Source organism: Microbacterium sp. NPDC012755, assembly GCF_042901325.1.
Lineage (GTDB): Bacteria > Actinomycetota > Actinomycetes > Actinomycetales > Microbacteriaceae > Microbacterium > Microbacterium natoriense.
Map to the genome: position 1 here is coordinate 231,351 of NZ_JBIBCT010000001.1, position 22,456 is coordinate 253,806.

32 protein-coding genes are annotated in these 22,456 nt (G+C 67.4%); all 32 read right to left on the minus strand.

Going from position 1 to position 22,456, the window contains the following annotated elements; translation table 11 throughout:
- Nucleotides 1–20: 20 nt before the first annotated feature.
- A complete protein-coding gene (rplO, locus tag ACFY5A_RS01200; RefSeq protein WP_341941420.1) occupies nucleotides 21–653 on the minus strand; it encodes a 50S ribosomal protein L15 in 633 nt (210 codons plus the stop codon).
- Complete coding sequence (gene rpmD, locus ACFY5A_RS01205) at nucleotides 653–838, minus strand: 50S ribosomal protein L30 (RefSeq protein WP_067121122.1); 186 nt, start codon at nucleotides 836–838, stop codon at nucleotides 653–655. The genes rplO and rpmD overlap by 1 nt, the downstream gene beginning before the upstream one ends.
- Nucleotides 838–1,536 (minus strand): 30S ribosomal protein S5, encoded by a 699-nt coding sequence (gene rpsE / locus ACFY5A_RS01210; RefSeq protein WP_105673681.1) that lies wholly within the window; start codon nucleotides 1,534–1,536, stop codon nucleotides 838–840. The genes rpmD and rpsE overlap by 1 nt, the downstream gene beginning before the upstream one ends.
- Nucleotides 1,533–1,892: a 50S ribosomal protein L18 gene (gene rplR, locus ACFY5A_RS01215; RefSeq protein WP_105673683.1), complete on the minus strand. Its 360-nt coding sequence runs from the start codon at nucleotides 1,890–1,892 to the stop codon at nucleotides 1,533–1,535. The genes rpsE and rplR overlap by 4 nt, the downstream gene beginning before the upstream one ends.
- A gap of 2 nt (nucleotides 1,893–1,894) precedes the next feature.
- The gene (gene rplF, locus ACFY5A_RS01220; RefSeq protein WP_105673685.1) at nucleotides 1,895–2,431 is read right to left on the minus strand and encodes a 50S ribosomal protein L6; all 537 of its coding nucleotides are present in this window, start codon (nucleotides 2,429–2,431) and stop codon (nucleotides 1,895–1,897) included.
- Between the two features lie 6 nt (nucleotides 2,432–2,437).
- Nucleotides 2,438–2,836 carry a 30S ribosomal protein S8 gene (gene rpsH, locus ACFY5A_RS01225; protein ID WP_105673687.1) on the minus strand — a complete coding sequence of 133 codons (399 nt, stop codon included), beginning with the start codon at nucleotides 2,834–2,836 and terminating at the stop codon, nucleotides 2,438–2,440.
- A gap of 141 nt (nucleotides 2,837–2,977) precedes the next feature.
- Nucleotides 2,978–3,568, minus strand: coding sequence for a 50S ribosomal protein L5 (rplE, locus tag ACFY5A_RS01230; protein ID WP_105673689.1), 591 nt, complete (start codon nucleotides 3,566–3,568; stop codon nucleotides 2,978–2,980).
- Nucleotides 3,568–3,927: a 50S ribosomal protein L24 gene (rplX, locus tag ACFY5A_RS01235; RefSeq protein WP_105673690.1), complete on the minus strand. Its 360-nt coding sequence runs from the start codon at nucleotides 3,925–3,927 to the stop codon at nucleotides 3,568–3,570. Before rplX ends, rplE begins: the two co-directional genes overlap by 1 nt.
- A 2-nt stretch (nucleotides 3,928–3,929) precedes the next feature.
- Complete coding sequence (gene rplN, locus ACFY5A_RS01240; protein ID WP_017201583.1) at nucleotides 3,930–4,298, minus strand: 50S ribosomal protein L14; 369 nt, start codon at nucleotides 4,296–4,298, stop codon at nucleotides 3,930–3,932.
- Nucleotides 4,295–4,612 (minus strand): 30S ribosomal protein S17, encoded by a 318-nt coding sequence (rpsQ, locus tag ACFY5A_RS01245; protein ID WP_105673692.1) that lies wholly within the window; start codon nucleotides 4,610–4,612, stop codon nucleotides 4,295–4,297. Before rpsQ ends, rplN begins: the two co-directional genes overlap by 4 nt.
- Nucleotides 4,612–4,929 (minus strand): 50S ribosomal protein L29, encoded by a 318-nt coding sequence (gene rpmC / locus ACFY5A_RS01250; protein WP_017829202.1) that lies wholly within the window; start codon nucleotides 4,927–4,929, stop codon nucleotides 4,612–4,614. The genes rpsQ and rpmC overlap by 1 nt, the downstream gene beginning before the upstream one ends.
- On the minus strand, nucleotides 4,929–5,348 hold the full coding sequence (gene rplP, locus ACFY5A_RS01255) for a 50S ribosomal protein L16 (protein ID WP_105673694.1): 420 nt from the start codon (nucleotides 5,346–5,348) through the stop codon (nucleotides 4,929–4,931). The genes rpmC and rplP overlap by 1 nt, the downstream gene beginning before the upstream one ends.
- Nucleotides 5,348–6,103 carry a 30S ribosomal protein S3 gene (gene rpsC, locus ACFY5A_RS01260; protein ID WP_105673696.1) on the minus strand — a complete coding sequence of 252 codons (756 nt, stop codon included), beginning with the start codon at nucleotides 6,101–6,103 and terminating at the stop codon, nucleotides 5,348–5,350. Before rpsC ends, rplP begins: the two co-directional genes overlap by 1 nt.
- Nucleotides 6,103–6,501, minus strand: a complete 399-nt coding sequence (gene rplV / locus ACFY5A_RS01265) for a 50S ribosomal protein L22 (RefSeq protein WP_105673698.1) — start codon at nucleotides 6,499–6,501, stop codon at nucleotides 6,103–6,105. Before rplV ends, rpsC begins: the two co-directional genes overlap by 1 nt.
- Nucleotides 6,501–6,782, minus strand: coding sequence for a 30S ribosomal protein S19 (rpsS, locus tag ACFY5A_RS01270; protein WP_017201589.1), 282 nt, complete (start codon nucleotides 6,780–6,782; stop codon nucleotides 6,501–6,503). The genes rplV and rpsS overlap by 1 nt, the downstream gene beginning before the upstream one ends.
- A gap of 12 nt (nucleotides 6,783–6,794) precedes the next feature.
- A complete protein-coding gene (rplB, locus tag ACFY5A_RS01275; protein ID WP_105673701.1) occupies nucleotides 6,795–7,634 on the minus strand; it encodes a 50S ribosomal protein L2 in 840 nt (279 codons plus the stop codon).
- A gap of 20 nt (nucleotides 7,635–7,654) precedes the next feature.
- The gene (rplW, locus tag ACFY5A_RS01280; protein WP_017201591.1) at nucleotides 7,655–7,978 is read right to left on the minus strand and encodes a 50S ribosomal protein L23; all 324 of its coding nucleotides are present in this window, start codon (nucleotides 7,976–7,978) and stop codon (nucleotides 7,655–7,657) included.
- Nucleotides 7,975–8,637: a 50S ribosomal protein L4 gene (rplD, locus tag ACFY5A_RS01285; RefSeq protein ID WP_105673703.1), complete on the minus strand. Its 663-nt coding sequence runs from the start codon at nucleotides 8,635–8,637 to the stop codon at nucleotides 7,975–7,977. The genes rplW and rplD overlap by 4 nt, the downstream gene beginning before the upstream one ends.
- A gap of 2 nt (nucleotides 8,638–8,639) precedes the next feature.
- Nucleotides 8,640–9,299 carry a 50S ribosomal protein L3 gene (gene rplC, locus ACFY5A_RS01290; protein WP_341941419.1) on the minus strand — a complete coding sequence of 220 codons (660 nt, stop codon included), beginning with the start codon at nucleotides 9,297–9,299 and terminating at the stop codon, nucleotides 8,640–8,642.
- 8 nt (nucleotides 9,300–9,307) lie between these two features.
- The gene (gene rpsJ, locus ACFY5A_RS01295; RefSeq protein ID WP_017201594.1) at nucleotides 9,308–9,616 is read right to left on the minus strand and encodes a 30S ribosomal protein S10; all 309 of its coding nucleotides are present in this window, start codon (nucleotides 9,614–9,616) and stop codon (nucleotides 9,308–9,310) included.
- Nucleotides 9,617–10,483: 867 nt separating this feature from the next.
- A complete protein-coding gene (locus tag ACFY5A_RS01300; protein ID WP_105673707.1) occupies nucleotides 10,484–10,696 on the minus strand; it encodes a hypothetical protein in 213 nt (70 codons plus the stop codon).
- A 179-nt stretch (nucleotides 10,697–10,875) separates the two neighbouring features.
- Nucleotides 10,876–12,066, minus strand: coding sequence for an elongation factor Tu (tuf, locus tag ACFY5A_RS01305; protein WP_105673709.1), 1,191 nt, complete (start codon nucleotides 12,064–12,066; stop codon nucleotides 10,876–10,878).
- Nucleotides 12,067–12,214: 148 nt separating this feature from the next.
- Nucleotides 12,215–14,332: an elongation factor G gene (gene fusA, locus ACFY5A_RS01310; protein WP_387231308.1), complete on the minus strand. Its 2,118-nt coding sequence runs from the start codon at nucleotides 14,330–14,332 to the stop codon at nucleotides 12,215–12,217.
- Between the two features lie 84 nt (nucleotides 14,333–14,416).
- Nucleotides 14,417–14,890, minus strand: coding sequence for a 30S ribosomal protein S7 (gene rpsG / locus ACFY5A_RS01315; protein WP_045256225.1), 474 nt, complete (start codon nucleotides 14,888–14,890; stop codon nucleotides 14,417–14,419).
- A 5-nt stretch (nucleotides 14,891–14,895) separates the two neighbouring features.
- Entirely contained in the window at nucleotides 14,896–15,264 is a 369-nt protein-coding gene (gene rpsL / locus ACFY5A_RS01320; RefSeq protein ID WP_013584051.1) for a 30S ribosomal protein S12, read from the minus strand.
- A 209-nt stretch (nucleotides 15,265–15,473) separates the two neighbouring features.
- Nucleotides 15,474–19,175 (minus strand): SCO7613 C-terminal domain-containing membrane protein, encoded by a 3,702-nt coding sequence (locus ACFY5A_RS01325; protein WP_387231310.1) that lies wholly within the window; start codon nucleotides 19,173–19,175, stop codon nucleotides 15,474–15,476.
- Entirely contained in the window at nucleotides 19,172–19,393 is a 222-nt protein-coding gene (locus ACFY5A_RS01330) for a helix-turn-helix transcriptional regulator (protein WP_341941417.1), read from the minus strand. Before ACFY5A_RS01330 ends, ACFY5A_RS01325 begins: the two co-directional genes overlap by 4 nt.
- Nucleotides 19,393–19,869, minus strand: coding sequence for a DUF2975 domain-containing protein (locus ACFY5A_RS01335; protein WP_105673716.1), 477 nt, complete (start codon nucleotides 19,867–19,869; stop codon nucleotides 19,393–19,395). The genes ACFY5A_RS01330 and ACFY5A_RS01335 overlap by 1 nt, the downstream gene beginning before the upstream one ends.
- 121 nt (nucleotides 19,870–19,990) lie before the next feature.
- Nucleotides 19,991–20,638, minus strand: a complete 648-nt coding sequence (locus tag ACFY5A_RS01340; RefSeq protein WP_181155857.1) for a spermidine/putrescine ABC transporter substrate-binding protein — start codon at nucleotides 20,636–20,638, stop codon at nucleotides 19,991–19,993.
- A gap of 54 nt (nucleotides 20,639–20,692) precedes the next feature.
- Nucleotides 20,693–21,184, minus strand: a complete 492-nt coding sequence (locus ACFY5A_RS01345; protein WP_387231312.1) for a hypothetical protein — start codon at nucleotides 21,182–21,184, stop codon at nucleotides 20,693–20,695.
- Nucleotides 21,185–21,192: 8 nt separating this feature from the next.
- The gene (locus ACFY5A_RS01350; RefSeq protein ID WP_105673725.1) at nucleotides 21,193–22,170 is read right to left on the minus strand and encodes an ABC transporter; all 978 of its coding nucleotides are present in this window, start codon (nucleotides 22,168–22,170) and stop codon (nucleotides 21,193–21,195) included.
- A 115-nt stretch (nucleotides 22,171–22,285) separates the two neighbouring features.
- The gene (locus tag ACFY5A_RS01355; RefSeq protein ID WP_181155858.1) at nucleotides 22,286–22,438 is read right to left on the minus strand and encodes a hypothetical protein; all 153 of its coding nucleotides are present in this window, start codon (nucleotides 22,436–22,438) and stop codon (nucleotides 22,286–22,288) included.
- Nucleotides 22,439–22,456 lie beyond the last annotated feature (18 nt).

Genomic DNA, 22,456 nt, shown 5'->3' on the forward strand with positions numbered 1-22,456 from the left:
CGACCCCTCTCTTGCAGTGGTTACTTGACGGATCCGCCCGCAGCCACGATCTTCTGCTCGGCAGAACCCGAGACCTTGTCGACCGCGACGGTGAGCTTCACGGCGATGTCGCCGTTGCCCAGAACCTTGACCTTCTCGTTCTTGCGAACGGCACCCTTGGCGACCAGGTCGCTGACGGTGACGTCACCACCGGCCGGGTACAGCTCCGCGAGCTTCTCCAGGTTCACGACCTGGTACTCCACGCGGAACGGGTTCTTGAACCCGCGCAGCTTCGGGGTGCGCATGTGCAGAGGCATCTGCCCACCCTCGAAGCCAACGCGAACGGTGTTGCGGGCCTTGGTGCCCTTGGTGCCGCGACCGGCCGTCTTGCCCTTGGAGCCCTCACCGCGACCGACACGGGTCTTCGCGGTGTTGGATCCGGGGACCGGACGCAGGTGGTGCACCTTCAGGACGCCGGGGCGGGATGCCGGAGCATCCTTCTTCGGCGCAGCCTTCTTGGCGGCGGGCTTCTTCGCAGGAGCCTCGGCCTTGGCGTCGGCCGCGGCCTTCGCCGGAGCCTTGGCCGCAGCGGGCTTCTTCGCGGCGGCAGCCTTGGGGGCCGCTGCCTTCTTCGGGGCCTTCTCAGCCTCGACGGCTTCGTTCTTCTCAGCCATTAGTCGATCTCCTCAACCTTCACGAGGTGGGCGACGGTCTTGACGTAGCCGCGCGTCTGCGCGTCGTCGGGGCGAACGGTGCTGTCACCGATGCGCTTCAGACCGAGGCTGCGCAGCGTGTCACGCTGGTTCTGCTTCTCGCTCACCTTGGACTTGATCTGCGTGACCTTGAGCCGGGCGGCCATCAGGCACCTACCTTCTGTGCGGCGATGGCCTCAGCCTCGGCGCGGACGAGACGCGCAGGTGCGACCTGGTCGAACTCGAGGCCACGACGCGCGGCGACCGCACGGGGCTCCTCGAGCTGCTTCAGGGCCGCGACCGTCGCGTGCACGATGTTGATCGTGTTCGACGAGCCGAGCGACTTCGACAGCACGTCGTGGATGCCGGCGCACTCGAGCACGGCGCGGACCGGACCACCGGCGATGACACCGGTACCGGCAGCGGCCGGACGAAGCAGGACCACACCGGCGGCCGCCTCACCCTGCACCGGGTGCGGGATGGTGCTGCCGACGCGCGGAACGCGGAAGAAGTTGCGCTTGGCCTCTTCGACACCCTTCGAGATGGCCAGGGGCACCTCGCGGGCCTTGCCGTAGCCGACGCCGACCAGACCGTTGCCGTCGCCGACGACCACGAGAGCGGTGAAGCTGAAGCGACGACCACCCTTCACGACCTTCGACACGCGGTTGATCGTGACGACGCGCTCGAGGAACTGGTTGTCACCACGGTCGCGCGAGTTGCGGTCACGGCCACCCTGGTTGCGGTCACCACGGCCACCGCCGCGGCGGTTGTCGCGCTGAGACGGCTCTGCCTGCGTGGTGCCGGTGGCCGTCTCGGAAGTGGCAGCAGCCGCTTCGGTCACTTCGTTCTCCTTGTTGTCACTCACAGTGCCAGGCCCCCTTCGCGAGCGCCATCGGCGATGGCGGCGACACGACCGGCGTAGCGGTTGCCGCCACGGTCGAACACTGCCTCGGAAACGCCTGCGGCCTTCGCGCGCTCGGCGAGGAGCTCGCCGACCTTGCGGGCCTTGGCGGTCTTGTCACCCTCGAGCGTGCGCAGGTCGGTCTCGAGCGTCGAAGCCGACGCCACGGTGTGACCCTTGCTGTCGTCGACGAGCTGCACGAAGACGTGGCGAGCCGAACGGTTGACGACGAGACGCGGACGCGCCTCGGTGCCGACGACCTTCTTGCGAAGGCGGGCGTGACGACGCGCGCGGGCGTCAGACTTTGACTTGAGAGCCATGGTTACTTACCACTCTTTCCGGCCTTGCGACGCACGACCTCGCCCGCGTAGCGGACACCCTTGCCCTTGTACGGCTCAGGCTTGCGGATCTTGCGGATGTTCGCAGCTGCCTCGCCGACAGCCTGCTTGTCGATGCCGCTGACGGTGAGCTTGTTGGTGCCCTCGACCGTCAGGGTGATGCCGGCGGGCGGGTCGATGAGGACCGGGTGCGAGAAGCCGAGGGCGAACTCGACCGAGCTGCCCTTCTGAGCCACGCGGTAACCGGTTCCGACGACCTCGAGACCCTTGGTGTAGCCCTGGGTCACGCCGATGATGTTGTTGTTGATGAGCGTGCGGGTCAGGCCGTGAAGCGACCGCGACGCGCGCTCGTCGTCGGGACGAGTGACGAGAACCTGGTTCTCCTCGACCGCGACCTCGATGGGGCTGGCCACCGTCAGGGTGAGCTCACCCTTGGGGCCCTTCACCGCGACCTCACGGCCGTCGACCGAAACGGTCACGCCCGCGGGAACCTCGATGGGAAGTCGTCCAATACGCGACATTTCGGATTACCACACGTAGGCGAGAACTTCTCCGCCCACGCCCTTCTGCTCAGCCTGACGGTCGGTGAGAAGACCGGAGGAGGTGGACAGGATGGCCACGCCGAGGCCGCCGAGGACCTTGGGGAGCTCGGTGGACTTCGCGTACACGCGGAGGCCGGGCTTCGACACGCGCTTGATGCCCGCGATCGAACGCTCACGGTTGGGGCCGTACTTCAGCTGGAGGGTGAGGTTCTTGCCGACGCGAGCGTCAGAAGTCTCCCAGCCGGCGATGTAGCCCTCCTGCTGGAGGATCTCGGCGATGTGCGTCTTGAGCTTGCTCGACGGCAGGGTCACGGAGTCGTGATGCGCCGAATTCGCGTTGCGCAGACGGGTCAGCAGATCTGCGACCGGGTCTGTCATTGTCATTGTTGTTTTCCTTTGGTCATGAGGTTCCGGCTGCCGTTACACGACAGACGGCCTGCGATGAACACGCAATCTTCAATTGTACGGCATGCCGGGAGCCGGATGCTGCGGGTGAACACAGCATCCGGCTCTCACATGCCGGGCTTACGCCTGGGCGTCGTCCGACCGGAACGGGAAGCCGAGGTGACGGAGCAGTGCCCGGCCCTCGTCATCCGTCTTCGCGGTGGTGACGACGGTGATGTCGAAACCGCGAACCCGGTCGATCTTGTCCTGGTCGATCTCGTGGAACACGCTCTGCTCCTGGAGACCGAAGGTGTAGTTGCCGTTGCCGTCGAACTGCTTGGCCGACAGACCGCGGAAGTCGCGGATGCGGGGCAGTGCGAGCGAGACCAGGCGGTCCACGAACTCCCACGCGCGGTCACCACGGAGGGTGACGTGCGCGCCGATGGCCTGACCCTCGCGCAGCTTGAACTGCGCGATGGACTTGCGGGCCTTCGTGACGATCGGCTTCTGGCCGGTGATCTTGGTGAGGTCGTCGACCGCACCATCGATCACCTTGCTGTCGCGAGCCGCCTCACCGACACCGGTGTTCACGACGACCTTGACCAGACCGGGGATCTGCATGACGTTCGAGTAGCCGAACTCGTCCTGCAGAGCCTTCTTGATCTCGGCGTTGTACTTCTGCTTCAGGCGCGGCTGGATCTTGCCAGCCGGCGCGGCAGTGGCGTTGCTCATCAGAGGTCCTTACCGCTCTTCTTCGCGTAACGCACGCGGACGGTGCGCTTGACGCCGTCCTTGGTCTGCTCCTCGACCCGGTGGCCGACCTTGGTCGGCTTCTTGGTCGAGGGGTCGACGACTGCGACGTTCGAGATGTGGATGGGGGCCTCGACAGTCTCGAGGCCGCCCGTCTTGGTGCCACGCTGCGTCTGGCCGACGCGGGTGTGCTTGGTGACGTAGTTCACGCCTTCGACGATGACGCGGTTCTGGCCGGACAGGATCTCGAGGACCTTGCCCTGCTTGCCGCGGTCGCCGCCCTTCTCCTGCTTGCGACCGCTGATGACCTGAACCAGGTCGCCCTTCTTGATCTTCGCCATGATTAGATGACCTCCGGCGCCAGCGACACGATCTTCATGAACTTCTTGTCACGAAGCTCACGACCGACCGGCCCGAAGATGCGGGTGCCGCGGGGCTCCCCGTCGTTCTTCAGGATGACGGCGGCGTTCTCGTCGAACTTGATGTAGGAGCCGTCCGGACGACGGACCTCCTTCTTGGTGCGGACGATGACCGCCTTGACGACGTCGCCCTTCTTGACGTTCCCACCGGGGATCGCGTCCTTGACGGTCGCGACGATGGTGTCGCCCAGGCCGGCGTAACGACGCTTGGAGCCACCGAGCACGCGGATGGTGAGCAGCTCCTTGGCGCCGGTGTTGTCGGCGACCTTGAGTCGGGATTCCTGCTGAATCACTTGGCCTTCTCCAGAATCTCCACCAGACGCCAGCGCTTCGTGGCGCTCAGCGGGCGGGTCTCGTTGATGAGGACCAGGTCGCCGATGCCGGCGGAGTTGGTCTCATCGTGCGCCTTGACCTTCGAGGTGCGGCGGATGACCTTGCCGTAAAGCGGGTGCTTCACGCGGTCCTCGACCTCGACCACGATGGTCTTGTCCATCTTGTCGCTGACGACGTAGCCACGACGCGACTTGCGATACCCGCGGGCATCCTCGTCGCGGACGTCGTGAGCGGCGTGCTCAGCCTCGACGGCGGCTTCCTTCTTGGTGGCCATCACTCAGCCTCTTCCTTCACGGCGTCGTCAGCGGAGTCCGCCTTCTTCGCCTTCGACTTGGTCGCCTTCTTGGCCGGAGCCTCGACGGGAGCGGGCGTCGCACGGATGCCCAGCTCGCGCTCGCGGATCACGGTGTAGAGACGCGCGATGTCGCGCTTGACGGCGCGGATGCGGCCGTGGCTCTCCAGCTGGCCGGTGGCCGACTGGAAACGGAGGTTGAACAGCTCCTCCTTGGCCTTGCGCAGCTCCTCAACGAGGCGCTGGTCTTCGAACGTGTCGAGCTCTGCCGGAGCGAGCTCCTTGGTGCCGATCGCCATTACGCGTCGCCCTCCTCGCGCTTGATGATGCGTGCCTTGAGCGGCAGCTTGTGAATGGCACGGGTCAGTGCCTCGCGAGCGAGTTCCTCGCTCACGCCGGCGACCTCGAAGAGGACGCGACCCGGCTTGACATTGGCAACCCACCACTCGGGAGAACCCTTACCGGAACCCATGCGGGTTTCGGCCGGCTTCTTCGTGAGCGGACGGTCGGGGTAGATGTTGATCCACACCTTTCCGCCACGCTTGATGTGACGCGTCATCGCGATACGAGCGGACTCGATCTGACGGTTGGTCACATACGCCGGGGTGAGCGCCTGGATGCCGAACTCACCGAACGACACCTTGGTGCCACCGGTGGCCTGGCCCGAGCGGCCCGGGTGGTGCTGCTTGCGGTACTTGACCTTACGAGGGATAAGCATCAGGCAGACGCTCCTTCTGCGACGGGTGCCTCGTTGCGCGGCGCGCGGCGGCGGTCGCCACCACGGTCGTCACGACGGGACTTCGGTGCGTTGGCCTGCTCGCGGGCAAGCTCCTTGGCGGTGAGGTCGCCCTTGTAGATCCAGACCTTCACGCCGATGCGGCCGAAGGTGGTCTTGGCCTCGTAGAAGCCGTAGTCGATGTTCGCACGAAGCGTGTGCAGCGGCACACGACCCTCGCGGTAGAACTCCGACCGGCTCATCTCGGCGCCGCCGAGACGGCCGGAGACCTGGATGCGGATGCCCTTGGCGCCAGCGCGCTGCGCGCCCTGGAGACCCTTGCGCATCGCACGACGGAACGCCACGCGAGCAGAGAGCTGCTCGGCGATGCCCTGTGCGACGAGCTGAGCGTCGGCCTCGGGGTTCTTGACCTCGAGGATGTTCAGCTGGATCTGCTTGCCCGAGAGCTTCTCGAGGTCGCCGCGGATGCGCTCGGCCTCGGCTCCACGACGACCGATCACGATGCCCGGACGGGCGGTGTGGATGTCGACGCGGACGCGGTCACGGGTGCGCTCGATCTCGATGTTCGAGACACCGGCGCGGTCGAGCTGCGTCTTGAGCAGGTTGCGGATCTTGATGTCCTCGGCGACGTAGTCGGCGTAGCGCTGACCCGGCTTCGTCGAGTCGGAGAACCAGCGCGACACGTGGTCCGTGGTGATGCCGAGACGGAAGCCGTACGGGTTTACCTTCTGTCCCATTACTTGCTCGCCTTCTTGTTGCTGTCGCCCGAGGCGGCCGGAGCCGTCTGGGGCGTCGAGAGCACGACCGTGATGTGGCTCGTGCGCTTCTTGATCTGGAAAGCGCGACCCTGTGCACGGGGCTGGAAACGCTTGAGCGTCGTGCCCTCGTCGACGTAGGCGTTAGCCACGTACAGGTCCTGCTCGTCGAGGAACTCCCCGTCGCGATCCGCCTTCACCTGCGCGTTGGCCATGGCCGACGCGACAAGCTTGTAGATCGGCTCGCTGGCGCTCTGCTGCGCGAACTTCAGGATCGCGAGAGCCTCCTGGGCCTGCTTGCCCTTGATGAGCGCAACGACACGACGAGCCTTCTGCGGGGTCACGCGGATGTGTCGCACGCGTGCGATGGATTCGACCATTAGCGGCGCCGCCCCTTCTTGTCGTCCTTCTCGTGGCCGCGGAAGGTGCGGGTGGGCGCGAACTCGCCCAGCTTGTGACCGACCATGGTCTCGGACACGAACACAGGGATGTGCTTGCGACCGTCGTGGACCGCGATCGTGTGACCCAGCATGGCCGGGATGATCATGGACCGGCGAGACCAGGTCTTGATGACGTTCTTCGTGCCGGCTTCGTTCTGCACGACCACCTTGCGAAGCAGGTGCTCGTCGACGAAGGGGCCCTTCTTAAGACTGCGAGGCATCTTCTCTTACTCCTACTTGCGCTTCTTGCCGGCGTTGCGACGGCGCACGATGTACTTGTCGCTTTCCTTGTTGGCGTGACGGGTGCGACCCTCAGCCTGACCCCAGGGGGAGACCGGGTGACGACCACCGGAGGTCTTACCCTCACCACCACCGTGGGGGTGGTCGACCGGGTTCATCGCGACACCACGCACGGTCGGGCGGACGCCCTTCCAGCGCATGCGGCCGGCCTTGCCCCAGTTGATGTTCGACTGCTCGGCGTTGCCCACCTCGCCGATGGTCGCGCGGCAGCGCGCATCGACGTTGCGGATCTCGCCCGAGGGCAGACGCAGCTGGGCGTAGGGGCCGTCCTTGGCGACGAGACGGACGGACACGCCGGCCGAACGTGCCAGCTTCGCGCCGCCGCCGGGGCGGAGCTCGATGGCGTGGATGACCGTACCCGTGGGGATGTTCTTCAGCGGGAGGTTGTTGCCCGGCTTGATGTCGGCCGATGCACCCGACTCGACGATGTCGCCCTGCTTCAGCTTGTTCGGCGCGATGATGTAGCGCTTCTCGCCGTCGAAGTAGTGCAGCAGCGCGATGCGTGCGGTGCGGTTGGGGTCGTACTCGATGTGAGCGACCTTGGCGTTCACGCCGTCCTTGTCATTGCGACGGAAGTCGATGACACGGTACTGGCGCTTGTGGCCACCACCGATGTGACGGGTCGTGATGCGGCCCTGGTTGTTGCGACCACCGGTCTTCGAGAGCGGGCGCAGCAGCGACTTCTCCGGCGTCGATCGAGTGATCTCGGCGAAGTCAGCCACCGACGAGCCGCGGCGGCCCGGGGTCGTGGGCTTGTACTTGCGAATAGCCATGATTGTCCTTATCCCCCGGATCAGCCGATTGCCGTGAAGATGTCGATGGTGCCCGACTTCAGGGTCACGATGGCGCGCTTGGTGTCCTTGCGCTTGCCGGTGCCGAAGCGGGTGCGGCGAGCCTTGCCGACGCGGTTGAGAGTGTTGACGCTCGCGACCTTGACGCCGAAGATCTTCTCGATGGCGAGCTTGATCTCGGTCTTCGAGGCACGGGGGTCGACGAGGAAGGTGTACTTGCCCTCATCGATGAGCCCGTAGCTCTTCTCGGACACGACCGGCTTCAGGATGATGTCGCGCGGGTCCTTGTTCAGGGCCGTCTGGAGAACAGATGCCTGCTCGCTCATGCGGAGACCTCCTGGTTGGCGCCGGTCTTCGAGGCGATGAAGCCCTCGAGAGCGGCCTGGGTGAAGACGATGTCGTCGGAGACGAGCACGTCGTAGGCGTTGAGCTGGTCGAACGTCAGCACGTGCAGGTTCGACAGGTTGCGAATGCTCTTCAGCGTCACGTCGTCGTTGCGCTCGATCACCACGAGCACGTTCTTCGACGAGACGACGTTGGTGAGGAAGCTCACCGCGGTCTTGGTCGAAGGCGTGCCGTCGATGCCGAAGGACTCGATGGCGTGGATGCGGTCGCCGCGGAAACGGTCGCTCAGCGCGCCCAGGAGGGCGGCGGCGATCATCTTCTTGGGCGTGCGCTGCGAGTAGTCGCGCGGCTTCGGGCCGTGCACGATGCCACCGCCGGTCATGTGCGGCGCGCGGATCGAGCCCTGACGGGCGTTACCCGTGCCCTTCTGCTTGAAGGGCTTGCGGCCGGCACCGGAGACCTCACCGCGACGCTTGGTCGAGTGGGTGCCCTGACGTGCGGCAGCGAGCTGCGCGACGACGACCTGGTGGATCAGCGGGATGTTCGTCTTGACGTCGAACAGCGCGGCGGGAAGCTCGATCGAGCCTGCCTTCTTGCCGTCTGCCTTGAGGACGTCGAGCGCGAGAGTCGAGTCAGCCATGATCAGGCACCCTTCACTGCGTTGCGGACGTAGACGATGCGACCGCGAGCACCGGGGACGGCGCCCTTGACGAGCAGCAGACCCTTCTCGATGTCGACGGCGTGCACCGTGAGGTTGAGGACGGTCACGCGCTCGCCACCCATACGGCCGGCCATGCGCATGCCCTTGAAGACGCGGCTCGGGGTCGACGATGCGCCGATGGAGCCGGGCTTGCGGTGGTTGCGGTGCGAACCGTGCGATGCCGAGACGCCCTTGAAGTTGTGACGCTTCATGACACCGGCGAAGCCCTTGCCCTTGCTCGTGCCGACGACGTCGACGAGCTGGCCGGCCTCGAAGGTGGCGTCGACCGTGAGCTCCTGGCCCAGGGTGTAGTCGCCGGCATCCGCGGTGCGGATCTCGGTGACGTGACGACGCGGCGTGACGCCTGCAGCCTCGAAGTGGGCGGAGAGCGGCTTGTTCACCTTGCGCGGGTCGATCTGACCGTACGCGATCTGCACGGCGTTGTAGCCGTCCTTCTCGGGGGTACGGATCTGGGTGACCACGTTCGGCGCGAGCTCGATGACGGTGACGGGAATGAGCTTGCCATTCTCGTTCCACACCTGGGTCATGCCGAGCTTCGTGCCCAGCATGCCCTTGGAAATCTTTGCGTTGATGTCAGCCATGTCGAACCTCAGAGCTTGATCTCGATGTTGACATCGGCCGGCAGGTCAAGGCGCATCAGCGAGTCGACGGCCTTGGGCGTCGGGTCGACGATGTCGATCAGACGCTTGTGGGTGCGCATCTCGAAGTGCTCGCGGCTGTCCTTGTACTTGTGGGGCGACCGGATGACGCACACGACGTTCTTCTCGGTCGGAAGGGGCACGGGTCCGACGACGGTCGCGCCCGCACGGGTCACGGTGTCGACGATCTTGCGTGCGGACGTGTCGATGACCTCGTGGTCATACGACTTCAGGCGAATGCGGATCTTCTGTCCCGCCATTGTCTGCTCTCTCTCTTTAGGCGTCGTACCGTCCGGGACCGGATGATCCTGGGGCATTGGACGCACGATGGCGCTGGTTGCGCCTCGGCACGAGAACGGCTCTTGCGAGTCGATCCGCTGCACCACTGTTCTGCTGTCATCCCGCACGCCTCGCGACGTGCGGATGCCGACCTCCACCACGCATGGTGAAGCCTCGATGAGGAGTGTCGGGGGTGTTCTGCCATACGCGGCCTAGGTCCCTGCGCCCCATCCCATTCGGGACGACGCCGCCTATGCACACTCGTGATGGTGATCCAGCGCACGCGAAGCACGCCGAAATGTCGAACCTGACTATTCTGCCATGCCGGATTTCACTTCTGCAAACCCGGGCGTGTCGCGCTTCCGTCGCAGCCGTCGCAACGGCGTTCTTCAGGCCTCTGCAGCCCGCGACGCGGGCGGATCAGGAGAGCGGGGCGAGGCATCCCCATGCCTCGCCCCGCTTGGGGAGGGCGTCCAGTGCGAGGGGGCACACCGAACGCGAGGAGCCCGGCGTGAAGGGACGCCGTGCTCCCCGACCGAGGGCGCGGCAGATGACCTGCCGCGCAGGCAGGGAGACGCTGTGGCGCACAGAGTGCGCGCGTCGCACGATGATCCCCAAGATCGTTCCCCAGTTCGAACGCGGCGAGCCGCGTGGATGCGGGAGGTCGAACCCCTTCGACGTCCCAGACCGCAAGTTCCCCAGACGGTCAGATGTCATTGTACGGGATGACTCCGCAGGAACGCGATACCGGAGACCGGAATACTGGGTTCCTCCCCGATCTCGTCCGGACACGGAGAAGCGGCGGCCCTCCCCTCAGGAAGGACCGCCGCTCCGAGTCTGCGCGAGGGTTACTCGTTGCCGACGGCCTTGTCGGCGCCGTCGCGGATCTCGTCGATCTTGTCGGCCGCGCCGGGGGCGATCTTCTTGGCGAAGTCGGCGACACCGTCGAGGACCTTGTCGCTGATGTCCTCGGCCTGCTCGCTCTTGACCGCCTCTTCGATCTTGTCCTTGTTCTGCTCGAAGAGTTCCTTGCCCTTGTTGACGGCGTCCTCGATACCCATGGTGAATCCCCTTCTGAGGTGTGCTCTGCGCCGACCGATCAGGCCGACCCACTCATTCTGCATGTCGGCGCCGGTATACGGAACCCCGTGCACCGATTGAGACACCGAGTGTCATCGAATCGGGAAACACAAAGGGGCCGAGCCCGAAGGCTCGACCCCTGTGCGAAGGAAGCGGATGCTTACTTGATGATCTTCGTGACCGTACCGGCGCCGACGGTGCGTCCACCCTCACGGATGGCGAAGCCGAGGCCGTCCTCCATGGCGATCGGCTGGATCAGCTCGACCGTCATGTCGGTGGTGTCGCCGGGCATGACCATCTCGGTGCCCTCGGGCAGCGAGATGACGCCGGTGACGTCGGTGGTGCGGAAGTAGAACTGCGGGCGGTAGTTCGTGTAGAACGGGTTGTGACGGCCGCCCTCTTCCTTCGAGAGGATGTAAGCGGTGCCCTCGAAGTTGGTGTGCGGCGTGACCGAACCCGGCTTCACGATGACCTGGCCGCGCTCGACGTCCTCACGCTTGGTGCCACGGAGCAGGAGACCGCAGTTCTCGCCGGCCCATGCCTCGTCGAGCTGCTTGTGGAACATCTCGATACCCGTCACCGTGGTCTTGACGGTCGGACGGAGTCCGACGATCTCGACCTCGGAGTTGATGGCCAGCGTGCCACGCTCGGCGCGGCCGGTGACGACGGTTCCACGACCGGTGATCGTGAAGACGTCCTCGACGGGCATCAGGAAGGGCTTGTCGCGGTCGCGCTCCGGCTCCGGAACGCTGTCGTCGACGGCCTGCATCAGGTCGAGGATGGCCTGGGTCCACTTCTCGTCACCCTCGAGGGCCTTCAGAGCGGAGACGCGCACGACCGGCGCGTCCTCGTCGAAGCCCTGAGCGGCGAGCAGCTCGCGAACCTCGAGCTCGACGAGCTCCAGGATCTCCTCGTCGTCGACCGCGTCGGACTTGTTCAGCGCGACGAGCAGGTAGGGAACGCCGACCTGCTTGGCGAGCAGCACGTGCTCACGCGTCTGAGCCATCGGGCCGTCGGTGGCGGCGACCACGAGGATCGCGCCGTCCATCTGAGCCGCACCGGTGATCATGTTCTTGACGTAGTCGGCGTGGCCGGGAGCGTCGACGTGCGCGTAGTGGCGCTTCGGGGTCTCGTACTCGATGTGCGAGATGTTGATGGTGATACCACGCTGGCGCTCTTCCGGCGCCGAGTCGATGGAAGCGAAGTCGCGCTGCACGTTGGTGTCAGACGGGAACTTGTCAGCAAGCACCTTCGAGATCGCTGCGGAGAGCGTGGTCTTGCCGTGGTCAACGTGACCGATGGTTCCGATGTTGACGTGCGGCTTGGTCCGCTCGAACTTGGCCTTAGCCACTGGGTCCTCCTCAGGACGTCGTTGTAGAGGTGACCGGGCACTGGTTTGCGACCGGTTCTCTACGGGTTTTGTTTCTCAGTTTAGTAGAGAGGGAATGTGAAGTTGTAGGTGACCTGGGAGCCGGGTCGGAACCCGGCTCCCAGAAGTGTTACTCGCCGCCCTGGTGCTTCTGGACGATCTCGTCGGCCACTGCACGGGGAACCTCAGCGTAGCTGTTGAACTCCATGGAGTAGACGGCGCGACCCGAGGTCTTCGAGCGCAGGTCGCCGATGTAGCCGAACATCTCGGACAGCGGGACGTGTGCACGGACGACCTTGACGCCTGCGGCATCCTCCATCGACTGGATCTGGCCACGACGCGAGTTCAGGTCGCCGATGACGTCGCCCATGTACTCCTCCGGAGTGCGGACCTCGACGGCCATCAGCGGCTCGAGCAGCACCGGGCTCGCCCGGCGGAGAGCCTCCTTGAGACCCATCGAGCCTGCGATCTTGAACGCCATCTCCGAGGAGTCGACATCGTGAGCCGCACCATCGACGATCGTCGCCTTGACGCCGACGATCGGGTAGCCGGCGAGGACGCCGACGTTCATCGCATCCTGGAAACCGGCGTCGATCGAGCCGATGTACTCACGCGGGATGCGTCCACCGGTGACGGCGTTGACGAACTCGTAGGTCTTGTCGTTGTCGAGCTCGAGCGGCTCGATGTTGAACTGGATCTTCGCGAACTGACCCGAACCACCGGTCTGCTTCTTGTGCGTGTAGTCGTGCTTCTCGACGGCCTTGCGGATCGTCTCGCGGTACGCGACCTGCGGCTTGCCGACGTTCGCCTCGACGTTGAACTCGCGCTTCATGCGGTCGACGAGGATGTCGAGGTGCAGCTCGCCCATGCCCTTGATGGTCGTCTGACCGGTCTCGGGGTTGAGCTCCGTGCGGAAGGTCGGGTCCTCCTCAGCGAGCTTCTGGATGGCGACACCCAGCTTCTCCTGGTCGGCCTTGGTCTTCGGCTCGATGGCGACCTCGATGACCGGCTCCGGGAACGTCATCGACTCGAGGACGACCGGCGCGGCGGGGTCGGTGAGGGTGTCACCCGTGGTGGTGTCCTTCAGACCGATGACCGCGTAGATGTTGCCGGCGGTGACCGAGGGGACCGGGATCTCCTTGTTGGCGTGCATCTGGAAGATCTTCCCGATGCGCTCCTTCTTGCCCTTGGTCGAGTTGATGACCTGAGCGCCGGAGTCGAGCTGGCCGGAGTACACGCGCACGTAGGTCAGGCGACCGAAGAACGGGTGCACGGCGACCTTGAACGCGAGAGCTGCGAACGGGTCGTTGGCGTCGGGGTGACGCTCGATGATCGTGTCGTAGTCCTTGGGGTCGTGCGCCGCGATCGAGCCCACGTCGAGCGGGTTCGGGAGGTAGTCGACGACAGCGTCCAGCATCGGCTGGACACCGCGGTTCTTGAACGCCGAACCGCAGAGGACCGGGTAGATCTCGGACGCGACGGTGAGCTTGCGGATGGCGCCCTTGATCTCGGCGACCGTGAGCTCCTCGCCACCGAAGAACTTCTCGAGCAGCGCGTCGTCGGTCTCGGCGACGGTCTCGAGGAGCTGCTGACGGTACTCGTCCGCCTTCTCCTTGAGGTCGGCCGGGATCTCCTGGATCTCGTAGGAGGCGCCCATGGTGACGTCACCCTTGGAGTCGCCGGCCCAGACCAGCGCACGCATCTCGACGAGGTCGACGACGCCGATGAAGTCGTTCTCCGCGCCGATCGGCAGCTGGATGACGAGCGGCTTGGCGCCGAGGCGGTTGATGATGGTGTCGACGGTGAAGTAGAAGTCCGCGCCGAGCTTGTCCATCTTGTTGACGAAGCAGATGCGGGGGACGTTGTACTTGTCGGCCTGACGCCACACGGTCTCGGACTGGGGCTCGACGCCCTCCTTGCCGTCGAACACGGCGACCGCGCCGTCGAGGACGCGGAGCGAGCGCTCCACCTCGACCGTGAAGTCCACGTGACCGGGGGTGTCGATGATGTTGATCTGGTTCTTGTTCCAGTAGCAGGTCACGGCGGCAGACGTGATCGTGATGCCGCGCTCCTTCTCCTGCTCCATCCAGTCGGTGGTCGACGCACCGTCGTGCGTCTCGCCGAGCTTGTGGTTGACGCCCGTGTAGAACAGGATGCGCTCGGTCGTGGTGGTCTTGCCAGCATCGATGTGAGCCATGATGCCGATGTTCCGAACCTTGCTCAGGTCGGTGAGCACGTCTTGTGCCACAGGAGTGTCCTTATCTTTTTGGCAGTCGAACTGCGAAGAGGGGGGTGCCCGCCCCCGGCGGGCGGCCGGGGGCGGGCGAAGCTGTTACCAGCGGTAGTGAGCGAACGCGCGGTTCGACTCGGCCATCTTGTGGGTGTCCTCGCGGCGCTTGACCGCGGCACCGAGGCCGTTCGACGCGTCCAGGATCTCGTTCTGGAGACGCTCGGTCATCGTCTTCTCACGACGACCCTTGGCGTAGCTGACGAGCCAGCGCAGCGCGAGGGTGTTCGCGCGGTGCGGCTTGACCTCGACCGGCACCTGGTAGGTCGAGCCACCGACGCGGCGGCTCTTGACCTCGAGGGTGGGGCGGACGTTGTCGAGCGCCTTCTTCAGCGTGGCGACGGCATCCTGGCCGCCGTTCTTCGCCTCGACGCCCTTGAGGGCGTTGTAGACGATCGACTCGGCGAGGGACTTCTTGCCGTCGACGAGGATCTTGTTGACCAGCTGGCTGACGATCGGAGCGCCGTATACCGGGTCGTTGACGACGGGACGCTTAGGTGCGGGACCCTTACGAGGCATCTAACTCAACCCTTCTTCGCGCCGTAGCGGCTGCGAGCCTGCTTACGGTTCTTGACGGCCTGGGTGTCCAGGGCGCCGCGGACGATCTTGTAACGCACACCGGGGAGGTCCTTGACACGACCGCCGCGGACCAGGACCAGGGAGTGCTCCTGGAGGTTGTGGCCCTCACCGGGGATGTACGCGGTGACCTCGGTGCCGTTGCGGAGCTTCACACGGGCGACCTTGCGCATCGCCGAGTTCGGCTTCTTCGGGGTGGTGGTGTACACACGGGTGCAGACACCGGCCTGCTGGGGGTTCGACTTCAGTGCGGGCGCCTTGGTCTTCGAGACCTTGGGCGAGCGACCCTTGCGAACCAACTGCTGAATGGTTGGCACGTTCTCTCCTCATAATGCTGCACGGTGACAGCGTGATGGGTTTCACATCATGACCCACCGGCACGCCGGAACCGGCGTGCTTGTGTGGTGGTGGGTATGCCGTGGGGGCGGACCGGCTATGGAGCCGACGCCCAGCGCGCACGTCAAGACGTGCACACACCTGACCAAGTGTAATGCCGCGTAACCTGGCGGTCAAATGGAAGGTGCGCTCACCGCAGGTCTCTGATACGCGCGGCCACCGAACCGCCCTCCCCCGTCCTGCGCTCGGCCGTGACCGCGATGATGAGCAGCACCGCCCCCATGACCGCCAGCGTGATCCACCACGGCATGGACTCGATGCCGCGCCCGATCTGCACCGAGAACACGAACACGTTCTCGATCGGCAGCACGATCAGTCCGATAAGGAAGGGCGCGGCGAGCCGCCCACGGGATCCGACGAGGATCGCGGCGAGAGCCAGCACCATCACCAGGATCGCCCGCCAGGTGAGCGGATCGGTGAAGGTCGAGACGATGGACGCGATCATCATCACGACGATCCCCGGGGCGAGGAGCGCCCAGGATCCGCTCCACCGCCCTGGCCAGCTGTTCAGCGTCGGCCGGCTCCTCGTGGAGGCCTCCCCCTCACCGTCGCTCGGCGGCGTCGAGGAGCCGCCGAGCACTCCGGCGAGGAGCAGGAAGGCGCCGAGCGGGAGCGAGAACCACTCCACGCGCAGGTCGCGCGGGCTCCACGCGACCACGGCCGTGACGAACGCGATCGCGAAGAGGAACCAGACCGGCGGGAGAAGTGTCCCCCCGCGTCGCGCACGGGATGCGGCGACCACCACGGCGAGCAGCCAGACGAGCATCAGCGACCACATCGCCCAGATCGAGAACCAGTCGCGCTCGATCGCGAACCACGTCCCCGCGGCGAGCGCGAGCGCAGACGGGGCCCCGAGCCAGCGGCTCGATCGAACAGCGGACTCCGCGGGGACAGCCCGTCGGATGCCGCGGGCGGCGAGCAGCAGCACGGCGGCGCCGAGCGCGCTCACGCCGAGGCACGAGAGGAGGAGAGCGGCGCCGTGCAGCGTCGGGACGTCCTGACCGAGCCCGATCCGGATGGCCTGGATCGTGCCGACCGTGGATGCCAGGCCCGCGGCGAGGAGCGTCGGGATGCGCAGTCTCCGCAGCCGCCGCATCCGCACCCCGGCGCCCTCGCGGCCGAGCAGAGCCGCGAGCCCGAGCAGCGCCCAGGCGGAGAGCAGCAGACCGCCGACCCGCCAGGGCAGGGAGACCTGGCCGGCGGCATCCGGCTCGACCACGGCGACGATGGCGAGCAGCGGGCCGATCGCGAGCGCGAGACCCGCGGCGTAGAGACCGGTCGCCGGCCGACCCCGTAGGGTCAGCACCGTCGCGACGGCCGCGGCGCCGAGGGTCGGCGGCAGCAGATACGCCTCGAGCAGGTCGACACCGGTCATCCCCCACACGCACCACAGCGCCCCGGTGAAGCACGCGGCCGCGACCCACCACAGCAGGCGACGGCCGGCGAAGATCGCGCCGGCGGTCGCGCCGATGCCGAGGATCAGCAGCACGAGGAACGTCGTCCCGAGCCCCGCGGCGTCGCGCCAGAGCGCGAGCCCGACAGCGATCACCCCGGTGAGCAGGGCGGACGCCTCGATCGCGATGCGCGCGGCATCCGCCGTTCCGACCGGGTGCCCCCTGGTCACGAGCGCGGCTCTCACGATCGGCGTCGACGGCAGCACCAGGGCGACGAGCACGGCGATGATCGGCAGCGTCACCGGGGATCCGCTCGACGTCAGCAGCTGCGCGCCGAGGCACACCACGACGACGGCGAGCGCGGGCACGAGCATCGCCGCGGCCGCGGTGCGCACGGCGAGGGTGAGCCCTGGACGCCGTGTGAGGAGCAGAGACATCGCGAGGGCGAACATCAGACCGGTGGACAGCGCCGTCCATCCGCTGCGCTCGACGACCACCTGCAGGATGCCGATGCCGAAGGGCACGGTCGCGACGACCAGCACGGCCTGCCAGGCGCGCGCTCCGACCCGCGGGAGGTAGGTGCAGACGATCGCGGCGCCGAGGCCGGCGGATGCCGTCAGGCACAGCTGCGCGATCCCGGAGACGCCGCCCTGCCCGAGCGCGATGGCGACGAGGACCAGGGCGTACGCGAAACCGGCGCCCACGTAGAGGAAGCGGAACCGCTGCGGACGCGCGGAGGCGAGCGCGGCCAGCGCGACCAGGGCCCCCGCCCCTGCGAGCGGGACCGCCGCGGTCTCGCGCCACGCGACCATCACCGCGGCGACGAGCGCCAGATGCGCCGCGATCAGCAGGATGAGCCTGGCCCCCGGAGCGGACACGACGGTCGGGAGCATCCGGAGCGCGGCGGCGACGAGCACCACGGCCGCGGCGAGCACCGCGACGGAGACCGGAAGCGGCACCAGCTTCGCGCAGCCCAGCACGAGCACCGCGACGGCAGCGGCGACGAGCGACAGCCGCGCGGCAGGCACCGAGAGCCCGCGGAGCCCGTCGCGTTCGCGTGCGAGCCCGCCGAAGACGGCCAGCCCTGCGCACACCGCGGCGAGTCCGACGACGACACCCCACGCCGTGTCTCCCAGCGCGTAGCCGGAGTCGCCGCCCCGCACGAACTCGCCCACCGTGGCGACGCCTGCCATGGCGGAGAAGCCGAGCAGCACGGCGGAGGGCACGGCGAGGACCGTGAGGGCTCCGGCCGCCACGAGACCTCGGGGCACCGCACGGGGCAGCGGGACGAGCGCCCCGATCAGCACGAGCGCGACGGATGCCGCAGCGGGGACGATCGCGAACAGCCACGGCGTGCTCTGCAGCGCCTCCCCGGTGAGCGCGAAGACGGCGACGACCACGGCCGCCGCTCCCGTGCCACCGGCGCCGTACGCCCAGAGACCGGCGAGCATCCGCCGTGCGGCGATGACGGCGTGCACCGCGACGAGCAGCAGCACCCCGCTGATCGTGAGGAAGAACGCGGTGTCGCTCCCGGCATCCACCCGCCACATGAGGGCGAGGGCGCTCAGGGAGGCGATGAGCTGCACCGCGGTGAGGGTGATCTGCTCGACCAGAGGCGGCCGCACCCACTCGATCAGCGCTGCTCCGGCACCTGCGACGCCGATCGCACCGAGCACCGCCGACAGCGGAGTGCCCCCGGCGACGCCCAGCATCGCCGGGGTGAGCGCGAGCGCGGTGACCGCGGTCCACTCCCAGATCCGGATGCCGCGGCGACGCCCCGCGAGGAGCATCACCGCACCAGCGGCGGCGGTCACTGCGGCGGCCGTGAACCACGGATCCACCGCGGGGGCGGCGAGCTGCGCGAAGGCGTGGATGTCGAGCCCCGCGAACACCAGGCCGAGGCCGCCGACCGCCTCCGCCGAGAAGCGCAGCGAGCGACGGGAGAGCATCCACGCTCCCCCGAGGAAGAGCAGGGTCACCAGACCGACGATCACCCCGCGCAGCGCACGGTCGGCGAGGTCGGGGTTGAAGTAGGTGAAGACGATCGCCGCGACGGCGAACAGACCGGCCCCCGCCGTCGCCAGCACCGATTGCAGCGTCGCGCTGCTCTGCGGATCGGGAGCGGATGCCGGGGAGAGGTCCGTGGCCACGACCGGGGTCGGAGCATCCTCCGCTGGGCGCGGCATCGCGCCGACCGGCGCGAGTGAGAGGACAGGGACCTGACGGAGGAGCTCGTCGCGGGCGCGCATCGCCGCGGCCGCGGACTGCGACGCCTTCCACACGTCTCCCGAGATGGGCCCGCGCAGATCGGCGCCGCAGCGTGCGCAGGTTCCGCCGGACAGCGTCCACTGGCAGATGGGGCAGCTGGAGTCGTCGAGCAGGTGTCTGGCGACGGACTCGCCCCAGGTCGACAGCGGCATGGTGCCGGTCGTGGTCATCGCTGCTCCTCCTCTTCGGGGATCCAGCGCAGGATCTCTCCCGGCTGGCAGTCGAGGACGCGGCAGATCGCGTCGAGGGTGGTGAACCGCACGGCCTTGGCCCTGCCGTTCTTGAGCACGGCGACGTTGGCGGGGGTGATGCCGATCGCGTCGGCGAACTCCTGCACGCTCATCTTCTTGCGGGCGAGCTGCACGTCGAGGTCGATGACGATGGGCATCAGACGACCTCTGACAGGTCCTGCTCGAGCTCCAGCGCCTTGCGGAGGAGCCCGCGCAGCACGACGACGAGCAGGGCGAGCGCCGCGCTCACCACGATGCCGAGCACGGCGAGGAGCACGAGCGAGAGCGACACGGCGCGGCTCGCGACGATCACGATGAACGAGGCGAGGATCAGGGCTCCGGCCGAGACGAGGGCGGCGAGGATCACGTCGACGTACCGGAAGGCCTCCACGCGGAAGATGCGCTCGGCCTGCACGAGGGAGAGCAGGAACCAGATGCACACCAGCGTCACCTCGACGAGTCCGAGGAACAGCACAGCGCCGATGATGCCCGGCACCTCCAGCTGGGCCACGTCGGGGTTGCGGATCGCGGTGATGCGTGCGACCTCCGGGATCACCAGGATCTGACTGGCGAGCAGGAGCCCGAGCAGGAGGACGATCAACGCCTTGAGGATGCGAGTGACGTGAGGCTGCATGACGATCCTATCGATCAGCAATGGATATCTATCGAAAAACGATAGCCATCGCCGTCTCGACGCTCCACTCGCGCCGCGCTTCTCCCAGGGGATGCGCAGGATCCGGCGCGACCGGCCGTGGTCAGACGGTGTCGGGGCCGAAGGGCGAGTCCAGCGACTGCGTGAGCTCGGCGAGCATCGCCTCGATCTGCGGCTCGACGTGCTGAGAGATCGCGGCCTGGATGTGCAGGCGGTGACGCAGGAGCATGCCGCAGATCTCCCGCCCGACCATGTTCGCGTACTCGTCGGCCAGCGACACCTCCTGCCGGAGGGCGGCCTTGGCCTCGTCGCTCAGCGGCGGCAGCGGAGGGAGCTCCTCGGCGGCGTCATCGGCCATGCCGGCGATCGTGAACAGGAACGGCGCACCCGGCACGGGCTCCGGGTCGAGCGGCAGTCCGTCGAACTCCGGATCGAGGTCCTCCGACGGCCGGTAGCTGCGGGCCCTGTTGCGTGCGGACTGCTGGTCGAGCTCGCGCTGCAGCATCGGGAGGTTGCGTGCCGTGTACTCGGCCACCGCCGCGTCGACGATCGCCTTGATGCGGGTGGAGAGGCCGTGCTGCACGCCGTGCGGGGCGTTCGCCGCGATCCCGGCGGCGGAGAGCACCGGCGATCCGAGGCACCGGCGACAGGGCGCGACGCGTCCGCGGTGGGTGGCCGGCTCCCAGCGCGGCACCCAGCGCAGCCAGGCCTCGACGGCCTGGTCGACCTGCGTCTCCAGCGAGCGCTCCACACCACAAGCGTACGGCGCGCCGGGCGTGTCGGACCAGATTCGCGGGCCGTGGCGTCACTCCGCGTCGTCGCCCTCCCACGGCCAGTGCGGATGCTGCGCCCTCGTGCGCCGCAGGGCGATGCCACCCCATGCGGCCACGGCCGCGGCGGCGAGGAGCACGAGGCTCGGGCCGCCGCGCACCAGATCGCCGACGACCGCCGTCGCGACGATCAGATCGTTCGTCGAGAGGAGCACGGCGACCCACACCGCGAGCAGGTGGACGAGAGCGGTGCTCAGAGCGACCACGGGCACGGAGAGGAAGGACGGATGCCCAGCCCGCAGCGCGAGGCCGAGTGTCGCGGCGAACGCGATCACGCCGATCAGCATCCCCACCGCTCCGGGTGCCTGGCCGAGACCCTGGATGGAGATGATGTCGGCATCCGTCGTGATGCTCAGCGCCCCGAGCCCGAACACGGCGAGCGCGAAGAAGCTGATCACGGCCATGACCAGGGCCAGGACGGCCGAGACCCCCGCAGACGGAGGCCTGCGGGGGTCTGACGATGACATCTCGTGTCCTAGCGGGAGAGTGTCGGGCCCGCCTCGAGCGTGCGCTCGTACTCGCGCTGCGCCTCGGCGTTGAGCTCGGTCTTGCGGGCGCCGCTGCGGGCGACCCAGGCGCCGAACCAGATGGTCAGCTCGCGTGCGAACACGAAGGCGGCGATCGCCAGCGGGGTCAGGAGCTGGCCGTTGACGAACTCCGCGCCCTCTGAGGCCGTGAGGCGCCAGAACGGCTCCTCGACGAGCTGGCCGAGGATGTGCCCGCCGTACGCGATCGCGCCGACGATGATGCCGAAGATCACCCAGCGACCCCAGCGACCGCGGTTGATGATCGCTCCCAGCAGCCAGAAGCCGAGGAAGAAGACCACGACGGGGATCCAGAAGCCGAAGGTCGTCAGCGGGGCGAGGGCGGCCTCGCCGATGTTCTTCCCCGTGACGTCTCCGGAGAGCGCGCCGAGCCCCAGAGTGGCCCCGAGGTAGAGGATCGCGAAGGCGAGGGTGGCGAGCAGGCCGATCGCGCCGGCCGTGCCGCGGTTGCCCCGCTCACGAGGAGGCTCCGGGGCCTGCACGAAGATGGGCTGCTGCGCGAAGGCGGCGACGACCGGCGCCTCGGCGAGCACGGGCTCGGACGGGACGATGCGCGTCTCGGTGTCGTCCGCAGACGCGTAGGCGGAATCGGCGATCGTCGACTCCTCGTGCGCGACGGGCGCGGTGTACACCGCGGTCTCATCCGCGTCGGCGGCGTAGACGTCGTTCAGCGCAGGAGTGGAGAACGTTCCGGGGTGGTCGCGCTCTGCCTCTTCGAAGGCGGCGAGATCAGGGTCGGCGACGGGGGCGGCGTCGGCCGCGGCATCCGTCGTCTCCGCGGCGTCGGACGCCGCTCCGGGGACATCCGCACCCGCTGCTGCGGCGGCGTCGAGACCGGCGTTCGCGCTGTCGACGACGTCATCGACGTCGTTCGGCTGCTCGGGCCGGGGAACCTCGGGGTCACTCATGGGGGCGCCTCTCATAGGATGTGGTCAGTGCGAGGGTACCTCCGCGCGTTCACGCGCCGCCGGAGGCGTGCCGACGTGTCGCCGACCCGGGGTTCCGCGGTGCCGGGACAGGACCTCAGGGCAGGACGCTGCGGAGGCTGTCGCCGACGAACGAGGCCATCGCCGGGACGATCGGGATCGCGAACCACACGAGCACGGCGATCACCCCGGTGCACAGGAGCCCGGCGATCCAGCTGATCGCCAGGTTGCGTCCCCCCACTTTCGCCATGACTCCACGCTACGACCG